At 64.2% G+C, this 15,031-nt stretch carries 13 protein-coding genes and 2 riboswitches; of the genes, 3 read left to right on the top strand and 10 right to left on the bottom strand.

The features are described from left to right. Window positions 1-6 precede the first annotated feature (6 nt). From E8E68_RS04200 to lpxO, 8 genes are all read right to left on the bottom strand, one after another. On the bottom strand, window positions 7-795 hold the full coding sequence (locus tag E8E68_RS04200) for an ABC transporter ATP-binding protein (RefSeq protein WP_266030255.1): 789 nt from the start codon (window positions 793-795) through the stop codon (window positions 7-9). Further along, the gene (locus E8E68_RS04195) at window positions 792-1,808 is read right to left on the bottom strand and encodes an iron ABC transporter permease (RefSeq protein WP_110748381.1); all 1,017 of its coding nucleotides are present in this window, start codon (window positions 1,806-1,808) and stop codon (window positions 792-794) included. Before E8E68_RS04195 ends, E8E68_RS04200 begins: the two co-directional genes overlap by 4 nt. Beyond that, complete coding sequence (locus tag E8E68_RS04190) at window positions 1,808-2,818, bottom strand: ABC transporter substrate-binding protein (protein ID WP_280339859.1); 1,011 nt, start codon at window positions 2,816-2,818, stop codon at window positions 1,808-1,810. The genes E8E68_RS04195 and E8E68_RS04190 overlap by 1 nt, the downstream gene beginning before the upstream one ends. Before the next feature lie 110 nt (window positions 2,819-2,928). Then, window positions 2,929-3,127, bottom strand: a riboswitch (cobalamin riboswitch). 28 nt (window positions 3,128-3,155) lie between these two features. Then, window positions 3,156-4,322: a DUF1624 domain-containing protein gene (locus E8E68_RS04185; RefSeq protein WP_266030253.1), complete on the bottom strand. Its 1,167-nt coding sequence runs from the start codon at window positions 4,320-4,322 to the stop codon at window positions 3,156-3,158. 142 nt (window positions 4,323-4,464) lie between these two features. Further along, on the bottom strand, window positions 4,465-6,591 hold the full coding sequence (locus E8E68_RS04180; RefSeq protein WP_280339857.1) for a TonB-dependent receptor: 2,127 nt from the start codon (window positions 6,589-6,591) through the stop codon (window positions 4,465-4,467). Window positions 6,592-6,699: 108 nt separating this feature from the next. Beyond that, a riboswitch (cobalamin riboswitch) is annotated at window positions 6,700-6,908 on the bottom strand. 155 nt (window positions 6,909-7,063) lie between these two features. Further along, window positions 7,064-7,633: a GNAT family N-acetyltransferase gene (locus E8E68_RS04175; RefSeq protein WP_280339855.1), complete on the bottom strand. Its 570-nt coding sequence runs from the start codon at window positions 7,631-7,633 to the stop codon at window positions 7,064-7,066. A 78-nt stretch (window positions 7,634-7,711) separates the two neighbouring features. Continuing rightward, window positions 7,712-8,056 (bottom strand): carboxymuconolactone decarboxylase family protein, encoded by a 345-nt coding sequence (locus E8E68_RS04170; RefSeq protein ID WP_013973174.1) that lies wholly within the window; start codon window positions 8,054-8,056, stop codon window positions 7,712-7,714. Window positions 8,057-8,162: 106 nt separating this feature from the next. Then, the gene (gene lpxO / locus E8E68_RS04165) at window positions 8,163-9,062 is read right to left on the bottom strand and encodes a lipid A hydroxylase LpxO (protein WP_266030251.1); all 900 of its coding nucleotides are present in this window, start codon (window positions 9,060-9,062) and stop codon (window positions 8,163-8,165) included. A 158-nt stretch (window positions 9,063-9,220) separates the two neighbouring features. On the opposite strand from lpxO, the gene thpR reads away from it, so the two are divergent. Continuing rightward, on the top strand, window positions 9,221-9,766 hold the full coding sequence (gene thpR / locus E8E68_RS04160; protein ID WP_266030250.1) for an RNA 2',3'-cyclic phosphodiesterase: 546 nt from the start codon (window positions 9,221-9,223) through the stop codon (window positions 9,764-9,766). Window positions 9,767-9,847: 81 nt separating this feature from the next. Here the strand turns inward: thpR and E8E68_RS04155 are convergent, their stop codons facing one another. Continuing rightward, on the bottom strand, window positions 9,848-10,753 hold the full coding sequence (locus tag E8E68_RS04155; RefSeq protein WP_266030248.1) for an AraC family transcriptional regulator: 906 nt from the start codon (window positions 10,751-10,753) through the stop codon (window positions 9,848-9,850). Window positions 10,754-10,933: 180 nt separating this feature from the next. Here E8E68_RS04155 and calA point away from each other — a divergent pair, with 180 nt between their 5' ends. Continuing rightward, the gene (calA, locus tag E8E68_RS04150) at window positions 10,934-11,986 is read left to right on the top strand and encodes a vanillin reductase (protein WP_266030246.1); all 1,053 of its coding nucleotides are present in this window, start codon (window positions 10,934-10,936) and stop codon (window positions 11,984-11,986) included. 78 nt (window positions 11,987-12,064) lie between these two features. Here the strand turns inward: calA and E8E68_RS04145 are convergent, their stop codons facing one another. Further along, window positions 12,065-13,381, bottom strand: coding sequence for a hypothetical protein (locus E8E68_RS04145; RefSeq protein ID WP_266030245.1), 1,317 nt, complete (start codon window positions 13,379-13,381; stop codon window positions 12,065-12,067). A 204-nt stretch (window positions 13,382-13,585) separates the two neighbouring features. On the opposite strand from E8E68_RS04145, the gene E8E68_RS04140 reads away from it, so the two are divergent. Further along, window positions 13,586-14,785 (top strand): sugar transporter, encoded by a 1,200-nt coding sequence (locus E8E68_RS04140; protein WP_110743288.1) that lies wholly within the window; start codon window positions 13,586-13,588, stop codon window positions 14,783-14,785. Window positions 14,786-15,031: the final 246 nt, after the last annotated feature.

Here is a 15,031-nt window from a genome sequence, read left to right as displayed (position 1 = left end):
CCTGGTTCAGGGGGCGCGAAAGCGCAGGATGCGCGCGCCGTCGTAAGGGTCGGTAAGGTAGTGGGCGTGGACGCCGAAGGTGCTCAGCAGAAGGCCCGGGGTAAGCACCTCGAAAGGGGCGCCCAGGGCGACCAGGCGGCCTTTGTCGAGTACCGCGACACGGTCGCAGGTAAGTGCCTGGTTGAGGTCGTGCAGGGCCACCAGGGTGGTGACTGGCAGTGCCTGCACTTGTTGCAGCAGGCTCAACTGGTGCTGGATATCCAGGTGGTTGGTGGGCTCGTCCAGCAACAGGACCTGCGGCCTCTGCGCCAGGGCGCGGGCGATGTGCACGCGCTGGCGCTCGCCGCCGGACAGCGAACCCCACAAGCGGGTGCGCAGGTGCAGGGCATCAAGGTCGGCCAAGGCTTGCTCGACGATGGCGCGGTCGTCCCGGGAGAACGGTGCCAGGGCTGAAAGCCACGGCGTGCGGCCCAAGGCAACCGCATCGAACACGTTGATCGCATCGAGGGTATCGGCCTGCTGTTCGACCAGTGCCAACGCCTGGGCGACCCGTCGGCGAGGCATGTGTGCCAGTGGTTCACCCATGAGTTGCACGCTGCCGCTGGCAGGCTTGCGCAGGCCAGCCAGCAACTTCAGCAGCGAGGACTTGCCCGAACCGTTGGGGCCCACGATGCCTAGGGTTTCCCCGGCAACGACACCCAGGTCGATATCGCTGAGCACACTATTGCCGGCCAGCTGCAAGCCCAGGCCCTGGCAGCTGAGTGGCGATAGCGTAGCCGCACACATCACCGTCATGGGCGCCCCCTGCGGCTGACCAGGATCAGGGCGAAGACCGGTGCACCGATCAGCGCAGTCACCACGCCCACCGGAATCACCTGGCCCGTGATTAGCGTGCGCGAAAGGATATCGGCGGCGATCAGGAACAACGCGCCGCCCAATGCACTGGCGGGCAGCAGTCGGCTGTGCCCGGGGCCGAGCAGCAGGCGCAGGGCATGGGGGATTACCAACCCGACAAATCCGATGGCGCCGACGATAGATACCATCACCGCCGTCACCAGCGCAGCACAGCTGATCAGCAGCAACTGGGTACGCCGCACCGGGATGCCTAGCGAGGCTGCCGAATCGGCGCCGAAGGTGAACGCATCCAGCGCGCGGCGATGCCACAGGCACACCAGCAAGCCGAACAGCGCTACCGGCACGGCCAGATACACCGAAGGCCAGCGCACGCCGCTGAGGTTGCCCAGCAGCCAGAACAGGATGCCACGCGCCTGCTCGGCGGTGGCTGACTTGGTAATCAGGAATGCGGTCAGGGCGTTGAACAGTTGCGAGCCGGCGATACCGGCCAGAATCACTGGGGCATTGTTGCTGCTCGGGCCGGCCGCGCGGGCCAGCACCAGCACCAGGGCGAAAGCCGCCAGGGCACCAATGAAGGCCCCGGCAGACATGCTCAAGGCAAGGCTACCCAGGCCTAGCAGGCCGACCAGTACTGCACCGGTCGAAGCACCGGCAGACAGGCCCAGCAGGTAAGGCTCGGCCAGTGGGTTGCGCAACAGGGCCTGGAGAATCACGCCGCAGGTGGCCAGGCCGGCACCGCAGGCCGCCGCGACCAGCGTACGGGTCAGCCGGTAGTTCCAGACGATGCCGGCATCGATCGGATCGACCGGGTAACCGGCCTGCCACAGGTGGTTGGCCAGCACCTGGCCGACCACGCTGGGGGACAGGTTGGTTTCGCCAATGGCAGTCCCGGCCAGCAGGGCCGCCAACAGGGCTGCCAGGGCAACGGCAGTGCAGGGTAACAGTCGACTGATCACTGGCTGGCTTTACCGCTGGCAAAGGCTGCCGACAACGTCTGCACCCCACGGAACAGGCGGATGCCGGCCTGCATGGCATCGGCGTCGAGGATGATGATGCGGTCGTGCTTTACCGCATCCATGTTGCGGGTTACCGGGTCGCTGCGCAGGAATTCCAGCTTTTTCTGGTAATCGTCGGCCGGGAAGCGGCGGCGGTCCATGCGGGCGATGATCAACCAGGTGGGGTTGGCCTTGGCCAGGGTTTCCCAGCCTACGGTGGGCCATTCCTCGTTGGATTCGATAACGTTGCGCACACCGAGGGTGCGCAGCATGAAGTCCGCCACACCCTGGCGGCCGGCCACGTAGGGGTCGATGTCCAGGTCGGCGCTGGAGAACCAGAACAGCGCCGAGGTCGTCGACAGGTCCTTGCCGGCCAGTTGCGCCCTGGCGCTGTCCAGACGGCCTTTGAGCTCAGCGTTCAGCGCCGTGCCGCGGGCCTGTACGTCGAAGATTTCCGCCAGTTGGCTGACGCTCTTGTAGATGCTGTCGACCTGGAACGCCTGCAGGCGAGTGCCATCGGCGCCCACCAGGTTGTCTTTGCCTTCGCAGTCCGATGGCAGCAGGTAGGTGGGGATCTTCAGCTCGTCGAACTGCTCGCGGGTACCGACTACGCCCTGGGCGCCGACCATCCATTCGAACTGCACCGCTACCAGTTGCGGGCGCTTGCCCACCACGGCCTCGAAGCTGGGGTCGTTATCAGCCAGGCGCGGTACCTTGGCGTTCACGGCCTGATACTCGGGCAGCACGTTGTTGAACCACAATGAGGTACCAGCCAGCTTGTCGCCCAGGCCCAGTGCGTAAAGCATTTCGGTGCCAGCCTGGCCGATGGTGACCGCACGCTGCGGCGCGTGGGCGAAGGTCTGCGGTTTGCCGCAGTTGTCGACCGTCAGCGGGTAGTGGGTGGCAGCGGCCTGGGCCAGGCCGGTGAGGCCGAGGCCGGCGAGCAGGGTGGCGAAACGGGGCAGCATGCTGGGCGATCTCCTATCGGACAGTTCACGGAATGAACGCACGGACAGGCATCGCCGAGCCCCCGCTGGCCGCAGGGGCAACACTGATGGCCAATCCCGGACACCCCGCCGGTTGGTGAATGTAGGCCGGCAGGTCTCCTGACTGGTGCGTCTTCACCTGGCCCCGGCCTTCCCGAGTCAGCGACTCAGTGGCATTGATGGAGCAGGCTCGGCACCTACAGTTGCGGGGGCAGTTCCGTTTGGCCCGTATTGGCGGGCCTGGGATTCCCTATTAATTCCGTGGTGGAAACCGGCGGCCCGCATGGTAGACCATCGCGGCGCCGGGTGAAAATGCTTTTCAGAAGTACTTCAGCCAGCCGATATCACGGCGGCGCTGCTTCAGCCGGGCGAACCAGCGCACCGGCAGGTACAGCGAAACCGCCAACAGCAGGGCGCCCAGCCACACCGCCGCAATGCCGTCGAAGCCGAAATAGTCGCCATGGTTGAGGCCGAACAGTGCCACGCTGGCCAGGTACAGCAATTTCAGTACATACAGGTGCAGCAGATAGAAGAACATGGGTGCTGCACCGAACACCGCCAGGACGCTGATCCAGCGTGCCTGGCCGGCGCGTTCGAAGGCGCGCAGCAACAGCAGGCCGCAGCTCAGGGTGAGGGCCAGGAACAGCAGCGAGGGCGGGTATTTGGTGATGTTGAAGAAGCTCATCAGGGTTTGCGTCAACGTGGGGTAGCCGCTCCACGGCGCTTCACCATAACCGTTGAACATGCGCAGCGCGACAAAGCCCAGCAGCGCGAGCAGCCCGGCCAGCAGCAAGCGGTGCTGGCGTTGATCTGCCTGGCTGCCACGGGCAAACCAGGGGCCCAGGCCGTAGCCGAGGGCGATGACGCCGATCCACGGCAGCACCGGGTAGGACGTGCGCAGGCGCAGGTGTTCGGAATACTCCAGCCAACCGCGGTCATGCAGGATCGCCCACGGCACGTGCAGGGCCGATTGCACGCCAAAGTGCAGGCTGTCGAGCAGGTTATGGCCAGCGATGATCACCGCCGCCAGTACCAGCAGCGCCGCGCGTGGCAGCCACACCAGCAGTGACAGGGCGATCATGCTGACGCCGATGGCCCAGATGACCTGCAGGTAGATCACGCTGGGTGGCAGCTGGAAGGTCCAGGCGAAGTTGACCAGCGTGAATTCCAGCACCACCAGGAACAGCCCGCGCTTGAACAGGAACGCCGAGACATCGCTGCGGCTTTGGTGTTTTTCGCCGTACAACCAGGCCGACAGGCCGGTCAGCAGCACGAACACTGGCGCACACAGGTGGGCCAGGGTGCGGCTGACGAACAGCGACGGCTCGGTGGTGTCGATGGCCATCGGGTCGCTGACCTGGCGGTGCAGGAAGAAGGTCTCGCGGACGTGGTCCAGGAGCATGAACAGGATCACCAGCCCGCGCAGGGCATCGATGCTCTGCAGGCGCTGGGTTAGCAGGGTGGGGGTGGCGCTGGCGCTTGTCATGGAGGGTCGCTGATGGGAATTGATGTCAAGTGAAACGTTATCTTATAACTAAATGATTAGGTTTTGGTAGCGGTTTCTTGTGTTGCCTGCACCGGCCTCTGCGCGGGTAAGCCCGCGATGAGGTGAGTACAGGCACGTCAGCTCAGAAGCTGTAATCCACCGTCGCGAAATACGAGCGTGGCATCCCCATCAACCACTGCTGCCCGCTGAACGCCGATTGCACGTACTCGCGGTCGAACAGGTTATTCAACTGCAACCCCAGCCTCACATCGGGCCGAACCTGCCAGGCGACATTGGCATCCACCACGGTGTAGCCGGGGGCGCTCTGGGTATTGGCAGTATCGGCATAACGCGCATCCACATACCGCGCCCCAATGCCTGCTTGCACTTGCTGGCCGAAGCCTTTGCTCAGCCACAGGTTGGCAGCACGCCGTGGCACGTTGGCCGGCCGGTTGCCGGCACGGTCCTGCACCATGTCGCCCACCCGTTCGTCAAAGTCGTCATAGCGGGCGCGGACCAGCGAGGCGTTGGCCGACACCTGCCACTGGTGGGGCAGTGCCAGCTCCAGGGTCGCCTCCAGGCCATCGGACGTTTGCTGGCCGGCTTGCTGTTGCGCGTGAGTGAGCGGGTCGTCAACCAGCAGCTTCTTCTTGACGATGTGGTAGGCCGCCAGGGTCCATTCGCCACGGCCGTCCCAGAAGCGTTGCTTCAGGCCTGCCTCTGTCTGCTTTGCTTCCGTCAGGTCATAGTGCATCTGGCTCGGGCTGAGGCTGATCAGGTTGTTCACCCCGTCTTCGCTGGTGGAGTACTGGCCGTACAGCGACAGGTCGTCGCTGAGCGCATACACCAGCCCGATGCGCCAGTTGCCGCCTTGCAGGCTGTGATCGCTGCGGCTGCCATCGGCCAGGTTGTCGCGGTCGATGTGGTTCTGGTCGCGGCGCACCCCGGTAACCAACGACAGGCGTTCGCCCAGCTGCAGGTGGTTCTCGGCGAACAGGGCGAAGGTGTGGGTGGTGGACAGGGTTTGCGGGCGCAGTGGCGAGGCGCTGTGGAACCAGCCAGGCTGCGGCTGCCACGGGTCCATGTAGTCGCCGCCGATGTCGTTGTAGGGGGCGTTGCTGTCGACGTTGAAGCGTACCTTGTTGTACTCGGCACCGAGCAGGGTCTTGCTGGCCAGGCCAAACAGCGAGTGGTCGAAGGTGAACGTCTGGCGGTCGCCGAACTGCTCCTGGTTGTGCTTGATTTCCAGGTAGCTGCCGCGCTGCAGCCGCTGGTGATCGGCGTCCCAATCGTAGTTCTCGGCGTTGCGCCAGTGGCGTCGGCTGTTGATGTAGTACAGCTGGTTGCTGGCGCTGACATGGTCGTTCAGTGTCCAGTCGGTGGTCAGCCGGGTCCATTCGTCGTGGTACCGCTGCACATCGTTCTGCACGTTGTAGTTTTTCTTGCGCAGGCTGCTGCGGTAGTGGCCGTCGATCAGCGGGGTACCGTAATAGTTGGCAGGCTGCGCTTCGCCGCGGTCATGGGCAAGGGTGAAGCTGAGGTCGTCACTGGCATCGAAACGCAGTGCCGCGCTCAGGGCCAGGCTGCGTGAGGTGGTGCGGTCGACCCAGCCGTTGCCGGCCTGCTGGTTCAGGGTCAGGCGGTAGCTCAAGCGCTCGCTGAAGCTGCCACCGCTGTCCAGGCCAAGCTGCTGGCGGTCCCACGAGCCGTAGCCCAGGCGCAGGTGGTTTCGCACCTCGCCGGCGAACGGCTTTTTCGGGATCACGTTGACCACCGCGCCTGTAGCGCCTTCGCCATGCAGCACCGAGGCCGGGCCGCGGATCACCTCGATGCGCTCGACCATCCATGGATCGACCGGGAAGGTCTGGGTGCCAGCGCCGGTATACAGGCGTGCGCCGTCGAACAGCGTCATCACCGAGCTGTGCCCGGCAAAGCCACGGGCGGACAGGCCGGTGCCACCGTCGCCCGGCGAGCCAATGAAGGTGATGCCTGGCGAACGGGTCACCGCATCCTGCACGGTGAAGTTGTTGCGTTGCTGGATCTGTTCGGCGCTGATGCTGCTGGTGCTGGCGGGTGTTTCCAGCGCACTGAGGCCTAGACGCGAGCCGGCCTGGGTGGGTGTGCTCAGGTCGAGGGTGCGGTTGTCGAGGGTGTCGGTGATGGCCGTGGAGGGCAGGGCCAAGGGCTGCGGCCCGCGGTCATCAGCCAGGGCCGGCAGGGTGACGGCCAGGCAGGCCGCCAAAGGGTGAAGCTTGAACATACGGGACATGTCGTTCCACTGCTGCAGGAATGAATGGATCCCGGTGGAAAACACGCAAAGGCGAACCGTGCAGGCAGGCGCGCGCACGGATACCGGCCTGCGCCCGCCCACCGCGGGTTGCCAAGTGAAGCTCCAGGCCGGTCTCCGGGCTTGCGAGGGGCGTGAAACCTTCACCTTCCCATGCCAAGGCACAGTGGTATCTCGAAGGGTTCGCTCGCTTACCGTTGCGGGGGCAGCGCCGGACTTGTCGTGGTTAACACGACGCACCGGCTTCCCGTTTCACCCTGCGCGCGGCGGCGCAGGACACCTGAAACTGGGGCGCATATCACCACTGAAATGCTGGGGCGTCAAATGTTGGCGTGTAGTGATTTCGCATGAATACATGGCAGCGGCACGGTCAACCTGAAGGGCCGCACCAACCCGCATGCCGAGGTGACCTTGCTGATGAAACCCGCGAACGGGCCGGACGTGCACGCGAGGGTCAGCGCCCGCGCCTGCGCGACACCCGCGCCTCGATATTTTTGCGCCCGATCAGCAGCGGCGGCTTCTCCACCACCGGCTCATCGGCCAGCCACTTGTACATCACCAGGCAATCCACCAGCCCCAGGCGGGCATGGCGGTAGGCCTTGGGCAAGCGGCCGACGGTTTCGAAACCCAGCTTGTGCCACAGCGCCACCGCCACTTCATTGGTCGCCACTACCGAGTTGAACTGCAACGCCAGGAAACCCTCCTGGCGCGCCAGTTTCTGCGAGTGCTCGCACATCAGCCGGGCCACGCCGCGGCCGCGTGCCTGCTCGCAGACCATGTAGCCGCAATTGCCCACGTGTGCGCCGGGCCCGGCGGCATTGGCCTTGAGGTAGTACGACCCCAACAGTTGGCCATCTTCTTCGGCCAGCAGCGTGTGCAAGGGCAACTCTAGCCATAGCGAGCGGGCCTGTTCAAAGCCTAGGGCCGGGTCGAAAGCATAGGTTTCACGGCCCTGGACAATGGTCTGGAAGGTGGGCCAGAAGCGTTCGAAGTCTTCGGCCGTCATGGGGCGGATGTGGATCATGCGGGTTCCTGCGCGGGCTAAGCCGCCCAGTCTGCGGGGCGCGGCGCCGTCGCGCAAGGGCGGCGGCGCCGTTCGGGCTCAGCCGTTGGCCTTGCCCACTGCATCCATGGCCCGTGCCGAATAGACCAGCGCGGCTCCGGCGTTCATCGCCACGGCCACGCCGAGGGCCTCGGCAATTTCCTCACGGCTGGCACCGTGCTTGACCGCCTGTTGCGAATGCACGGCGATGCAGCCATCGCAGCGGGTGGTAACGGCCACGGCCAGGGAGATCAGCTCGCGGGTCTTCGCGTCCAGATGGTTGGTTTTGGCCCCGGCACCGCTGGCGGTCATGTAGCCGGCTACGGTGTCGGGTGACAGTTGCTTGAGATCGCCGATGCCGGCCATCAACTGCTTACGGTAGGCGTCCCAGTCCATCATGCTCATCGTCTTCACCTTGGGGTGGTTGCGAGTGGAGCTTTCAGGCTAGTCGAAGAGTGGCAGGTGTGAGGCTTGTACTTTGGGCGGAGCGCATGGCAATTGCGCCCATCCATCAGATGTAGATGAACACCAGTACCAACGCAGCAACCACGGCCCACTTCTCCAGGTAGTAGCGCATGCGGTTGCGTTTCTTCAGCGCCTTGCCGCGTTCGCGGATCTTGTAGATGCGGGTGAACAGGCGGTTGATCCCGCCGGTCTTGTCGCCAGCCGTGTTGGGCGCGGCGGCAGCGGCCATGACGTTGCGGCTGAACCAGCGGTTGAACGCGGTTGCCCAGCGGTACTTGAGCGGGCGCTCGACGTCGCAGAACAGGATGATGCGGTTGTGCTCGGTATTGTTGGCCGCGTAGTGGATATAGGTTTCGTCGAAGATCACACCTTCGCCATCACGCCACGAATATTTCTCGCCATCCACGTTGATGTAGCAACCGTCATCGTTCGGCGTGTCCAGGCCCAGGTGGTAGCGGTACGAACCCGCATACGGGTCACGGTGGCGCACCAGCTTGGCGCCCGGTGGCAGGGTGGCGAACATGGCTGCCTTGACCGTGCCGATGCCTTGCAGCAGTTCGGTGGTGCGTGGGCACAGGGCCATTGCCGACGGGTGGCTTTCGCCGTACCACTTCAGGTAAAAGCGCTTCCAGCCAGTCTTGAAGAACGAGTTGAAGCCAACGTCATCATAATTGTCGGACTTCTTGATTTCCCCAACCTGCAGCAACTGGCGGCCTTCCTCGCGAATTTCCTGCCAGTGGTCCTGCAGCGGTTTCAGTTCTGGGAAGGCCTCGACCGGCAGGTAAGGCTTGGCCGGGAGCCTGGAGAACAGGTACAGGAAGCTGTTGACCGGTGCCAGGAAACTGGAATGGTCGCCCAGCTGGCGAGTCAGCTTGTGGCGAACACGACCGCGCAGGTGAACATAGGCGATCGAGAGGATGAAGATGAGTACGAGTGCAATTTTCATGGACGTTTACTTGTCGAAAAATAGCCATGCGCCATGGCATAAGCCCGCCAGCATAAACAATCATGGGGGTAGTTTGTACTGATTGTTACGAAACGACGGGGCGACATTGGTGTAATGCCCGACAGTCGTGCGCAATCGTTTCATGTTCAGGAGTTTGTATGGTTCAGGATATCCGTCCCAGTGGCAGCCCCTTCAAGCGACTGTTCTTCGCCTTGCCGGTAAGCGATACCCAGCGCCGTGCCCTGGCCCAGTGGCGACGGGAGCTGAACCTGCGCAGTGGCAAGCCGGTGCCGGCCGCCAACTTCCATGTCACGCTGCTGTTCCTTGGTGATGTGGATGCCGCTCAGGTGCCAGCCATTTGCGCGGCAGTTGACCAGTTGACGCTGCTGGGGGCGGCGCCACGGTTGCTGCTCGACCGCTTGCAGGTGTGGCAGCGGGCCAATGCCTTGGTACTGGAGGCGCAGCAGATTCCACCGGCCCTTTTGCAACTGGTGTACGCCCTGCAGCAGGCGTTGCTGCCGCTGGGGGTGGAGGCGGCCAGCCGCGAATATCGCCCGCACCTGACGCTGTCCAGGGATTACCGCGGCCAGCCGCCAGAGGCCAGCAGTGCGCCAGCGTTTTTCCTCGGCGCCCGTCATTTCACCCTGTATGAATCGCGCAAGGGCGCTTACTGGCCGGTAGCGCAGTGGCCGCTTGCAGGCTGACTCCGGTGGCGATTTAGCTGCCCTGCCGGGCGGGGTTGAGGTGTCACGGCGCGAGGTAAGCGACGCCGATCGGGGCATGTGTCAAACCGGCAAGCTCTGGTACGGCAGTTCATCTCCAGGGCTGCGCTCGAACTGGCGCTTGTACTCGCGGCTGAACTGCGACGTGCTCTGGTAGCCCACCCGGTGCGCCGCCTGGGCGACACCCAAGCCTTCGCCGATCAGCATCTGCTGCGCCTTCAGCAACCGCAGGCGCTTGAGGTACTGCATCGGCGCCATGTCGGTGCAGCGCTTGAAGTGCTCGTGGAACGTTGAAACGCTCATGTTGGCGCGCGCGGCCAGGGTTTCCACACTCAGTGGCTCGCTGTAGTGCTCGCGCACGTGGGCGAGGGCAGCAGCGATGCGGGCGAAGTGCCCCTGTTGCTCCACCAACGCCCGCAACACGCCGGCTTGTGGGCCACGCAAGGCGGTGTACAGCACCTCGCGCACCCGCGCCGGCCCCAACACCTTGGCGTCCATCGGGTCATGCAGGCAGCGCAGCAACCGTTCCACGCTCTCGCGCATCGGTGCATCCAGTGCCGCCGAGGTCATCGATTGCGGGGTTTGCGCCTGGACTGCCGGGTCCGGCGCCAGGTCCATCTCCTGTACCAGTTCACCCAGCACGCCACGGTCGATATCCACCGCCACGCCCAACAGCGGCGCCTCGCGGGTAGCGAAGGTTTCGCACATGAACGGTACCGACAGCGCCTGCACCAGGTAATGCCCGGCACCATATTCCAGGGTCCGTGGCCCCAGGCGTGCCAGCTTGCTGCCCTGGGCCAGGATCATCAGGCTGGGTTCGTAGATTTGTGGGCTGCTGGCCACATAGTGGTCCCAGCTCAACACCTGCACCTGGGGCAGGTGCGTAGGGACGAAGCCGGGGCGGCTGGCGAGGCTTCGGATCAGCGCGCAAAGCGGCGCATTGGCATCGACATGGCGGGTCAGTTGCATGGAGCACCACGGGCAGAGAATCAGACAGCTTAATCATCGCAGATTGAAGGCGTGGCGTCAGATGGGGAAGGCATGTTCGGAGAATCAGGCATGCATGCCGGAGAATCCGCTGTGGGCGTAGCGTTGAACGGCGGGCAAAATGCGTCGCCTGAATCGTTTCACTTTACTGCGAGGTCCTGCATGTACACCGCCATCGGTTACGCCGCCCAAACCCCGACCAGCCCTCTGGCCCCCATGACCTTCGAGCGCCGCAGCCCGCGCCCGGACGATGTCGCCATCGAGATCCTGTACTGCGGTGTGTGCCACTCCGACATCCACCAGGCGCGCAATGAATGGGGCATTGCGGTGTACCCGCTGATGCCTGGCCACGAGATCATCGGCCGCGTCACCGCCACAGGCGACAAGGTTACCGCGCACAAGGTCGGTGACCTGGTGGGCGTCGGCTGCATGGTCGACTCCTGCCGCCACTGTGAGGCGTGCGCCAAGGACCTGGAGCAATACTGCCTGGAAGGCCCGACCATGACCTATGCCACCCCGGACCGCGTGGATGGCAGCAATACCATGGGCGGTTACTCCAGCAGCATCGTGGTCAGCGAGCACTTCGTGGTGCGCATACCGGCCGGCATGGACCTGCCCAGCGCTGCGCCAATCCTGTGTGCCGGCATCACCACCTATTCGCCGCTCAAGCATCACGGCGTTGGCCCTGGCCACAAGGTCGGCATCCTTGGCATGGGCGGCCTCGGCCACATGGGCATCAAGCTGGCCAAGGCGCTGGGCGCGGAAGTGACCCTGTTCACCCGCTCCCAGGCCAAGGCCGAGGAAGCCCGGCGCCAGGGTGCCGACCATGTGATCGTGTCCACCGATGCCGAGCAGATGCGTGCTGCGGCCGACCGTTTCGATTTCCTGCTCGACACCATTCCGGTCCAACACGACCTCAACCCGTACCTGGAAACCCTGAAGTTCGATGGCGTGCACATCCTGGTCGGCCTGATCGAACCGATCGACCCGGCAGTGCATGCGGCCAACCTGGTATTGAAGCGCCGGGTGCTGGCGGGATCGTTGATCGGCGGTATTGCCGAAACCCAGGAAGTACTGGATTTCTGTGCAGCGCACGACATTCGTTGCGATATCGAGATGCTGGATATCCGCAACATCAACCAGGCCTATGAGCGCATGATTGCCGGGGATGTGAAGTACCGGTTCGTGATCGACATGGCTACTTTGCAGGGCTGATCGGCGGTTGCCTGGGCTGGCCCTGGCGTGGGCCAGCCAGCGAAGAAGCCGGTTGGGGCAATGTGAATGCCCAATCTGTCACCAGGCCAGTGCCTTGTCCCAGCCCTTCCAGAACAACCAGCGGCGCACCTCGCCGTGCGCCCCGGTTCCGATCTGCCACGCAGGCCGCCCGCTGTCCAGGGCGATCACCGACACAATTCCCGCATGGCTCGCTGCCACCAGCGTGTGCCCGTCGGCACTGATGTCCATGGCACTGATGGTCGACCCCAGGTAGTGCTGCCAATGCTCCTTGCCATCTTCGCCAAAGGCCCGCAGGTAGCCATAGGCATCCCCCACGATGTACTCGCCAGCGCGTGCTACCCCGGCATACACGCGGGCGCCATCCTGCACCAGCGGGGTACGCGGATCCTGGCTGTAGTAGTCGGTTTTCAACCCGGGCAGATCGACCACCCGGACCGCCAGCGTGGCACCGCTGTAGAAGTGGCAGGCATTGAGAATCACCTGGTCACCGGCACGGTTGAACAGCGCAAAGTGCGGGTATTCGCTGCCGGGGCCGACCTCTGCCACAAGCCGGAGCTGGTCGTCCAGCACCAGGTGGCGGCTGCCTTGCTCGCCGACCACGATCAAGCGGCCATCTGCCGACACCCTGCCATGCTCCATGCTCAGCCCCAGGCTGATGTCTTCCGGCTCGGTGCCTTCAGCCAATGCGTCGAGTACCCGTGCCTGGTGCGGCAGCAGGCGTGTTGCCCCCGCGCTGGCCAACACGAAGATGCCTTGGGCACTCACCAGCAGCACGCGCTGGCCATCCGGAAAGGGAATCAGTGCGGTCGGGGTGGGTGGCAGGTCGAACGGTTCGAACGGGTAACCGGCCGGCAACCCCTCCAACCCTGTCGGCCAAGCCAGGCGCTGCACTTGTGGGCCACCCCAGCCATCGGTCACGCGCACGCCCTCGGCATTGGCCAGGGCAAAGTAGCGGCGGGCCGGGCAGCGGCCGAAGTGCTCGATGCCGATTACCGGGGTCACCCCGTGGCGATCGATACGTACCACTTGGCCTTTGTCGTAAGGCATGCCAATGCGGGCCATCAGGCTGCCGTCGTCCAGCAGCAGGACATTGCCGATGCCCTGGCCGTGTTCATCGAGCAACGGCAGCAGAGGTTGGTGAGCCGGTGGCCAGGCTTCGCGAAAGGCCAGGCGCTGTTGCTCATCGACGCCAGCGCGGTTGGCTTCCTGCAGGGCTGCCAGCCAGGCTTCGAGCAGGTGCTCGGTGGTTGGCACCTGAGGTTCTGCAAGGTTGTCCCAGCCTTGCGTACGGCCCTGTGCGACATAGTCGTTGACGGCCAGGGCGTAGGCGGTGACCGCCTGTTGCCACTGCTGCTGGGGGTGCTGCTTGTCCATGAGCGGATCGGGCTCCTTGTTGCACACGCGTTTCACACAAAACGCGCATGGTACTCCTTCTGCCCGAGTTGCGGTTGTGAGGCCCCGGCTTGACGCGTACCATGCCGGGCATTCCTATTTATAACAAAGCGTACGTCGGCAGCCCGCCAGTGGGCGGCTGGCGTGCGATCTGTTGCCTTGTCTGCGGAGAAGCCTTTTTCACCCATGAACGGACCCATCCCCACCCACCTGCCGCCCGCGACGGGCAGCGGCAGCTGGCTAAGCGTCATTGCCCTGGCCCTGGCTGCCTTCATCTTCAACACCACCGAGTTCGTCCCGGTGGCGTTGCTCAGCGACATTGGCCGGAGCTTCGACATGAGCACCGCCCAGGTTGGCCTGATGCTGACCATCTATGCCTGGGTAGTGGCATTGGCCTCGCTGCCGATGATGCTGCTGACGCGCAACATCGAACGGCGGCGTCTGTTGCTATTCGTGTTTTTAGTGTTCATCGTCAGTCACATGCTGTCGTGGCTGTCGCAGAGCTTTGCCATGCTGCTGGTCAGCCGTATCGGCATTGCCCTGGCGCATGCGGTGTTCTGGGCCATCACTGCCTCGCTGGCGGTGCGCGTTGCGCCGCCAGGCCAGCAGGCCAAGGCGCTGGGCCTGCTAGCCACCGGTACTACCCTGGCCATGGTCCTGGGCATCCCGCTGGGCCGTGTGGTGGGCGAGGCACTGGGCTGGCGTATCACTTTCCTGAGCATAGCCGGGGTAGCGTTGGCCACCATGCTGTGCCTGATGAGGTCGCTGCCGCTGTTGCCCAGCCAGAACTCCGGTTCGTTGCGCAGCTTGCCGATCCTGTTCAAGCGCCCGGCGCTGGTCATTACCTATGTGCTGGTGACGCTGGTGATTACCGCGCAGTTCACCGCATACAGCTACATCGAGCCGTTCGCCCTGCACGTAGCGCAAATTGGCGGTGACCGCACCACGTTACTGCTGTTGCTGTTCGGGGGTGCCGGGGTGTTTGGTTCGCTGCTGTTCAGCCGCTACAGCGACCGCTTCCCGCATGGCTTCCTGGTGGGCTCGATCGGTGTGCTGGCGGCATGCCTTTTGCTGCTGTTGCCGCTGTCGGGCAACTTTTATGTGTTCGCTGTGCTGAGCATGTTCTGGGGTGTGGCGATACTCAGTTTCAGCCTGTCGTTGCAGTCGAAGACGCTGAAACTGGCATCCGACGCCACCGATGTGGCCATGGCGCTGTTCTCCGGCATCTACAACATCGGCATTGGTGGTGGTGCGTTGCTGGGCAGCATTGTCAGCAGCCAGATGAACGTGGCGAACATCGGGCTGGTGGGCGGTGGCGTGGCGGTGGTCGGGTTGCTGCTGGCTGTGGCCAGTACCCGTCGCTTTCGTGAGGCGCTGTCGCACTGACCTCAATCCCAGGCGCACTTTCAGGGTGGGGCCTCAAGCCTGCGGGGTATCTGGGGGAGCGGGCCTGTCCCGAAGCATCCAACACGGTGCATGGCACGGGCTGCGCCCGTGTTCGCGGGACAAGCCCGCTCCCACAGGGGATTGCGCTAGATTCTGGAAATTGAGCAAGCCAGTTGTTTCCCTAGGTACTGCATCAGCCTCAAGCCTGCGGGGTACCTGTGGGAGCGGGCTTGCCCCGCGAAGCAT

It is taken from the genome of Pseudomonas sp. BN607, assembly GCF_029871175.1.
Classification (GTDB): domain Bacteria; phylum Pseudomonadota; class Gammaproteobacteria; order Pseudomonadales; family Pseudomonadaceae; genus Aquipseudomonas.
Note: the sequence above shows the minus strand (reverse complement) of the source record. Positions and strands in the feature narration are given on the sequence as shown.